The sequence below is a fragment of the Vibrio sp. 2134-1 genome, from assembly GCF_033339495.1.
Map to the genome: position 1 here is coordinate 42,590 of NZ_JAWOUS010000025.1, position 6,309 is coordinate 48,898.

Below are 6,309 nucleotides of genomic sequence, written 5' to 3' on the forward strand. Positions count from 1 at the left end.
TAAGACATATAGCTAGTATATTGGTATAACGATTGTCTTCACTAGTCTCATAGAAGATTTGTGCACAACAACCAATGGCAGAGCCATTATTGGGAGAATTTAATGAAATCAGTTTTAAAAGTGTCGCTACTTGCTGCAACAGTTATGCTAGCGGTAGGTTGTCAGAAAGAAGAAACTAAAACAGAAACCGCACCTCAAGCAGAACAAGTTCAAGCAGAAACCGGCAAAGCGGTTCACTTTAAAACCGACGACGACAAAGCGGCATACGCAATCGGTGTTTCATTTGCTAACTACCTAAGCACAAGCATCGACAAGCCAAGCGAAATCGGCATTAATCTTAACAAAGATTTGGTACTAAAAGGTATCGAAGACGTCTTCAAAGGCAATGCTGAATTGAATGAAGAAGAAACACGTGCAGCACTAGAATCTCTAGACAAGCGTGTTGCAGAAAAGATGCAAGCACAAGCGGCTGAGAAAGCAGCTGAAGCGAAAAAAGCTGGCGATGACTTCCGTGCTGAGTTTGAGAAGCAAGAAGGCGTAGTGAAGACAGATACAGGTCTTCTATACCAAGTAATGACACCAGCTGAAGGTGAGAAGCCAAAAGACACTGATACGGTTCAAGTACACTACAAAGGTACTCTGATCGACGGTACTCAGTTCGACAGCTCATACGATCGTGGTGAACCTGCAACGTTCCCACTTAACCGTGTAATCCCAGGTTGGACAGAGGGTGTTCAGCTAATGCCTGTGGGTTCTAAATTCAAATTCGTTATCCCGCCAGAGCTAGCATACGGTGACCAAGACACACCAAGCATTCCTGCTAACTCAACGCTAGTATTTGAAGTTGAGCTGCTAAAAGTTGAGAACGACAACGCAGAGCAATAACAATAAGCTGCGATAAGTTATTGAAAAAGGTCCGTTTAACGGGCCTTTTTTGTTCTAGGTCACTAGTTGGTGAGTTTGCTAGGTTGCTTTTCAAATTTTCTGATAAACTTACACCAATTTGTTGATTTTTCGCTCGAAGGCTTATGACAACTACAGAAACAATAAACGCGGAGATGTTGCTCGAAATGGAATCCGTTAACGTGATGCCGTTTACCGAGCACGACAAAATCATTTTAAGATCTTATGAGGCGGTCGTGGATGGTATCGCCAGCCTGATAGGTCCATTTTGTGAAATCGTTCTTCACTCTCTAGAAGACTTAAATACCTCTGCAATTAAAATCGCTAACGGTGAAAACACGGGGCGCCAAGTCGGCTCACCAATCACTGATTTAGCGCTTAAGATGCTAAAAGACATCGAAGGCTCGGAGCGCAACTTCTCACGTTCGTACTTTACCCGTGCAAAAGGTGGCGTGTTGATGAAGTCGATTACTGTCGCTATTCGTAATGGCGAAAATCGCGTGATTGGTTTGTTGTGTATCAACGTCAACTTGGATGCGCCTTTCTCGCAAGTCCTTCAGTCTTTCATGCCGACGCAAGAAGCGAAAGAAGCGGCTTCCTCGGTCAACTTTGCTAGTGACGTAGAAGAGCTGGTGGACCAAACTGTTGAACGCACCATCGAAGAGATCAATGCGGATAAATCCGTGTCTAACAACACCAAAAATCGCCAGATCGTGATGGAGTTGTACGACAAAGGTATCTTCGATATTAAAGATGCCATCAACCGTGTCGCGGATCGCCTTAATATTTCAAAACACACCGTTTACTTGTACATTCGTCAACGTAAAACCGAGGATGATGAAAGGTGAGTAAACTGACTTACACGTTAGTGGTGAATGGTCCCGTTTATGGCAGTCAGTCAGCGCGCAGTGCTTATCAGTTCGCCAAAGCGGTGATAGAGCAAGGCCATCAGCTAGTGAGCATCTTCTTTTATCAAGATGGTGTGACTAATGGTACTGCTTTGAGTGTGCCAGCCAACGATGAATTTGATCTCAATAAGGCGTGGCAGTCTTTGGCTAAAGAGCATGGTGTTCGCCTAGAAACTTGTGTCGCGGCCGCTTTGCGTCGCGGGATTGTAAGTGAAGAAGAAGCGAATCAACATGGTTTGGTTCAGAACAATCTAGCCGATGGTTTTGAACAAGCAGGCTTAGGTAGCCTAGCTGAAGCGATGTTAACCCAAGACAGAGTGGTACAGTTTTGAGTCAGTTAACTTATCTATTTCGTAGTGCGCCACATGGCTGTGCAGCTGGTCGTGAAGGTGTGGATGCACTGTTAGCCGCGTCGGCTTACTGTGAAGATATCAGCGTCATTTTCATGGGTGACGGGGTATACCAGCTTCTACTCGGGCAAGACCCCGACAATATTTTGAGTAAAGATTACGCGCCGATGTTAAAGCTTTTCGATTTATACGACATCGAACAAGTCTTTGTGTGTTCAGAGTCGTTAACCCAGCGAGGTTTGGCGCAAGCGGATTTAGTCATTGAAGCCCAAGCGTTAAGCTCAGAACAGCTCAAAGATAAGTTACAACACGCTGGCAAGCTACTGTCTTTTTGAGGAAGTTATGTTACACATCATAAAAACAGTCTCTGCTCTAGAAGACGCCATGCCCTTATGCAGTGAACAGGATGACATCTTACTTATAGAAGATGCAGTGTACGCTGCTAACTCGCAACATAAAGCATTTTCCCATCTAAAAAACCGCAGCGTATTTGTGTTAGAGAGCGATGCGCAAGCTCGCGGTATTGCAAATCGTATCAGTCCATCGCTGACGATTGTGAATTACTCAGGCTTCGTTGAACTAACAGCAAAACAGGATAAATCCCTAACTTGGGATTGAACAAGATTTGCTGTCGACAAAGCTTTACGGATGAATTGTTCTAATTGAACAAAAAAGATCCGTATATTTCTTGACACACCTCTCACTGCTGCATAGAATTTTGCGTCCCTAACTGCATTGGCAGTTGGGGATAGATTTTTCACAAAGCTTACTTTCAAGTAAATCAGGAGCTAGTTAATGGCAACTATTAACCAGTTGGTACGTAAGCCACGTGCAAAGCAAGTTGTTAAAAGCAACGTGCCTGCACTAGAAGCGTGCCCACAAAAACGTGGTGTATGTACTCGTGTTTACACTACTACACCTAAAAAACCTAACTCAGCACTTCGTAAAGTTTGTCGTGTACGTCTGACAAACGGCTTCGAAGTTACATCGTACATCGGCGGTGAAGGTCACAACCTTCAAGAGCACTCAGTTGTTCTAATCCGTGGTGGTCGTGTTAAAGACCTTCCAGGTGTGCGTTACCACACTGTTCGCGGCGCACTAGACTGTGCTGGCGTAAATGACCGTAAACAAGGTCGTTCTAAGTACGGTGTGAAGCGTCCTAAGTCTTAATGGATTCCGTTAAGTAAGGCCAAACACTAAATTATTTTTAATTTTTTGAAAAAACTGAAAAGTTTTGGATAAAACCTGAAGAAGACAACGGAGATAAATCCATGCCACGTCGTCGCGTCATTGGTCAGCGTAAGATCCTTCCAGATCCAAAATTCAAATCTGAATTGCTGGCAAAATTCGTTAACATCCTAATGGTTGACGGTAAAAAATCTACTGCAGAGAAAATCGTTTACACTGCACTAGATGCTATGGCTGAAAAGTCTGGTAAAGACCACTTAGCTATTTTTGAAGAAGCTCTTGAAAACGTTCGCCCAGCGGTAGAGGTTAAATCTCGCCGTGTTGGTGGTTCAACTTACCAAGTACCTGTAGAAGTACGTCCGGTTCGCCGTAACGCACTTGCTATGCGTTGGTTGGTTGAAGCTGCGCGCAAGCGTGGTGAAAAATCTATGGCTCAACGCCTAGCTGCTGAAATGCTAGACGCGTCTGAGAACAAAGGTACTGCGGTTAAGAAACGTGAAGACGTTCACCGCATGGCTGACGCAAACAAAGCGTTCGCTCATTACCGTTGGTAATACCTTCTGTGCTGCGAGGTTCTCTCGCAGCACTTTTCTATACTCTAAGGTACACCTTAGTAAGAGGATACAATCGTGGCTCGTAAAACTCCTATTGAGCTATACCGTAATATCGGTATCTGTGCTCACGTAGATGCAGGAAAAACAACCACAACTGAGCGTATTCTGTTCTACACTGGCCTTTCTCACAAAATCGGCGAAGTTCACGATGGTGCAGCAACCATGGACTGGATGGAGCAGGAGCAGGAGCGTGGTATCACTATCACATCCGCTGCGACTACTACATTCTGGCGTGGTATGGAAGCACAGTTCCCTGAGCATCGCGTAAACATCATTGATACCCCTGGACACGTTGACTTTACTATCGAAGTAGAGCGTTCTCTTCGTGTACTTGATGGTGCTGTGGTTGTGTTCTGTGGCTCATCTGGTGTTGAACCTCAGTCTGAAACTGTATGGCGTCAAGCAGACAAATACCACGTTCCACGTTTGGTATTTGTAAACAAGATGGACCGTGCGGGCGCAGACTTCCTACGCGTTGTGAACCAAATTAAGAATCGTCTTGGTGCGACTCCTGTTCCAATCCAGCTGAACGTTGGTGCGGAAGATGAGTTCAGAGGTGTCATCGACCTTATCAAGATGAAAATGATCAACTGGAATGATGCCGATCAAGGCACTTCGTTTACTTACGAAGACATCCCAGCTGACATGATTGAACTTGCTGAAGAGTGGCGCAACCACATGGTTGAATCCGCTGCTGAAGCTAGCGAAGAGCTGATGGACAAGTACCTTGAAGAAGGTGAATTGACTGAAGCTGAGCTCAAACAAGCTCTACGTACTCGCACACTAAATAACGAAATCGTACTGGCTACTTGTGGTAGTGCGTTCAAGAACAAAGGTGTTCAAGCGGTACTGGATGCAGTAGTTGAGTTCTTGCCATCGCCTGTTGACGTACCTGCAATTAAAGGTGTCGACGAAAGAGAAAATGAAGTTGAGCGTCATGCTGACGACAACGAACCTTTCTCAGCGCTAGCGTTTAAGATTGCGACTGACCCATTCGTGGGCACGCTAACTTTCATGCGTGTTTACTCCGGTGTTGTAAACTCGGGTGACGCTGTTTACAACTCAGTAAAAGAGAAGAAAGAGCGTTTCGGTCGTATCGTTCAGATGCATGCGAATAAGCGTGAAGAAGTGAAAGAAGTTCGCGCTGGTGATATTGCAGCTGCTATCGGTCTGAAAGACGTAACAACAGGTGACACACTGTGTGATCAGAACCACAAAGTGATTCTAGAGCGCATGGAGTTCCCTGAACCAGTTATTCAGATTGCTGTAGAGCCTCGTTCTAAGGCAGACCAAGAGAAAATGGCTATCGCGCTAGGTAAACTAGCAGCGGAAGATCCATCATTCCGCGTGGAAACGGACGACGAATCAGGTCAGACTCTGATCTCAGGTATGGGTGAACTTCACCTAGACATTATCGTTGATCGTATGAAGCGTGAATTCAGCGTTGATTGTAACGTTGGTAAACCTCAGGTTGCTTACCGTGAAACCATTCGTGGTAAAGCGGAAGTTGAAGGTAAGTTTGTTCGTCAATCAGGTGGTCGTGGTCAATACGGTCATGTTTGGGTCAAACTTGAGCCTTCTGAGCCTGGTGAAGGTTTCGTATTCGTAGACGAAATCGTGGGCGGTGTGATTCCTAAGGAATACATCAGTTCGGTATCGAAAGGTATCGAAGAGCAAATGAATAGTGGTGTTCTAGCGGGTTACCCTGTACTAGATATTAAAGCTACACTATTTGATGGTTCTTACCACGATGTAGACTCAAGCGAGATGGCGTTTAAGATCGCTGGCTCGATGGCATTCAAGAAAGGTGCACTAGAAGCACAACCTGTGATTCTAGAACCTATGATGAATGTCGAAGTAACCACTCCGGAAGACTGGATGGGTGACGTTGTTGGTGACCTAAACCGTCGTCGCGGTATCATTGAAGGCATGGACGAAGGTGTGGCTGGTCTTAAGATCATCCGTGCTCAAGTACCACTATCCGAAATGTTCGGTTACGCAACTGATCTACGTTCTGCAACTCAAGGCCGTGCGTCTTACTCTATGGAGTTTCACGAGTACGCTGAAGTGCCGAAAAACTTCGCAGATAAAATTATTGCAGAGCGTGGTTACTAATTGACGATTGAACTGCAAAAAGTTTACGACTTTTTGCGAGATCAGGGCGTCCAAATATTGCGCTAACGGGCGTTGGCGCATAAAATAACAATTTCTGGCGCGTCGTCGATCAATAATGATCACGACGAATCATAACTAGGAAGGAACACGATCGTGTCTAAAGAAAAATTTGAACGTACGAAACCGCACGTTAACGTTGGTACTATCGGCCACGTTGACCACGGTAAAACA

The 6,309-nt window shown here is 45.2% G+C and carries 8 protein-coding genes; all 8 read left to right on the top strand.

Annotation, left to right across the window (positions count from 1 at the left end):
* Positions 1-102 precede the first annotated feature (102 nt).
* Positions 103-885: an FKBP-type peptidyl-prolyl cis-trans isomerase gene (fkpA, locus tag R7R78_RS20905; RefSeq protein WP_017821751.1), complete on the top strand. Its 783-nt coding sequence runs from the start codon at positions 103-105 to the stop codon at positions 883-885.
* A 143-nt stretch (positions 886-1,028) separates the two neighbouring features.
* On the top strand, positions 1,029-1,751 hold the full coding sequence (locus R7R78_RS20910; RefSeq protein WP_005382804.1) for a transcriptional regulator: 723 nt from the start codon (positions 1,029-1,031) through the stop codon (positions 1,749-1,751).
* Positions 1,748-2,143 (top strand): sulfurtransferase complex subunit TusD, encoded by a 396-nt coding sequence (gene tusD, locus R7R78_RS20915; RefSeq protein WP_225474193.1) that lies wholly within the window; start codon positions 1,748-1,750, stop codon positions 2,141-2,143. Before R7R78_RS20910 ends, tusD begins: the two co-directional genes overlap by 4 nt.
* The gene (tusC, locus tag R7R78_RS20920; protein WP_225474194.1) at positions 2,140-2,496 is read left to right on the top strand and encodes a sulfurtransferase complex subunit TusC; all 357 of its coding nucleotides are present in this window, start codon (positions 2,140-2,142) and stop codon (positions 2,494-2,496) included. Before tusD ends, tusC begins: the two co-directional genes overlap by 4 nt.
* Positions 2,497-2,503: 7 nt before the next feature.
* Complete coding sequence (gene tusB / locus R7R78_RS20925; protein WP_005382799.1) at positions 2,504-2,779, top strand: sulfurtransferase complex subunit TusB; 276 nt, start codon at positions 2,504-2,506, stop codon at positions 2,777-2,779.
* A 177-nt stretch (positions 2,780-2,956) separates the two neighbouring features.
* Positions 2,957-3,331 (top strand): 30S ribosomal protein S12, encoded by a 375-nt coding sequence (gene rpsL / locus R7R78_RS20930; RefSeq protein WP_004399892.1) that lies wholly within the window; start codon positions 2,957-2,959, stop codon positions 3,329-3,331.
* A gap of 101 nt (positions 3,332-3,432) precedes the next feature.
* Positions 3,433-3,903 carry a 30S ribosomal protein S7 gene (gene rpsG, locus R7R78_RS20935; RefSeq protein WP_005382796.1) on the top strand — a complete coding sequence of 157 codons (471 nt, stop codon included), beginning with the start codon at positions 3,433-3,435 and terminating at the stop codon, positions 3,901-3,903.
* A 75-nt stretch (positions 3,904-3,978) separates the two neighbouring features.
* On the top strand, positions 3,979-6,078 hold the full coding sequence (fusA, locus tag R7R78_RS20940) for an elongation factor G (protein ID WP_005382794.1): 2,100 nt from the start codon (positions 3,979-3,981) through the stop codon (positions 6,076-6,078).
* Positions 6,079-6,309: the final 231 nt, after the last annotated feature.

Coding starts and splice junctions, on each gene's coding strand:
- fkpA (WP_017821751.1), top strand. CDS start 103: ATGAAATCAGTTTTAAAAGTGTCGCTACTTGCTGCAACAGTTATGCTA.
- R7R78_RS20910 (WP_005382804.1), top strand. CDS start 1,029: ATGACAACTACAGAAACAATAAACGCGGAGATGTTGCTCGAAATGGAA.
- tusB (WP_005382799.1), top strand. CDS start 2,504: ATGTTACACATCATAAAAACAGTCTCTGCTCTAGAAGACGCCATGCCC.
- rpsL (WP_004399892.1), top strand. CDS start 2,957: ATGGCAACTATTAACCAGTTGGTACGTAAGCCACGTGCAAAGCAAGTT.
- rpsG (WP_005382796.1), top strand. CDS start 3,433: ATGCCACGTCGTCGCGTCATTGGTCAGCGTAAGATCCTTCCAGATCCA.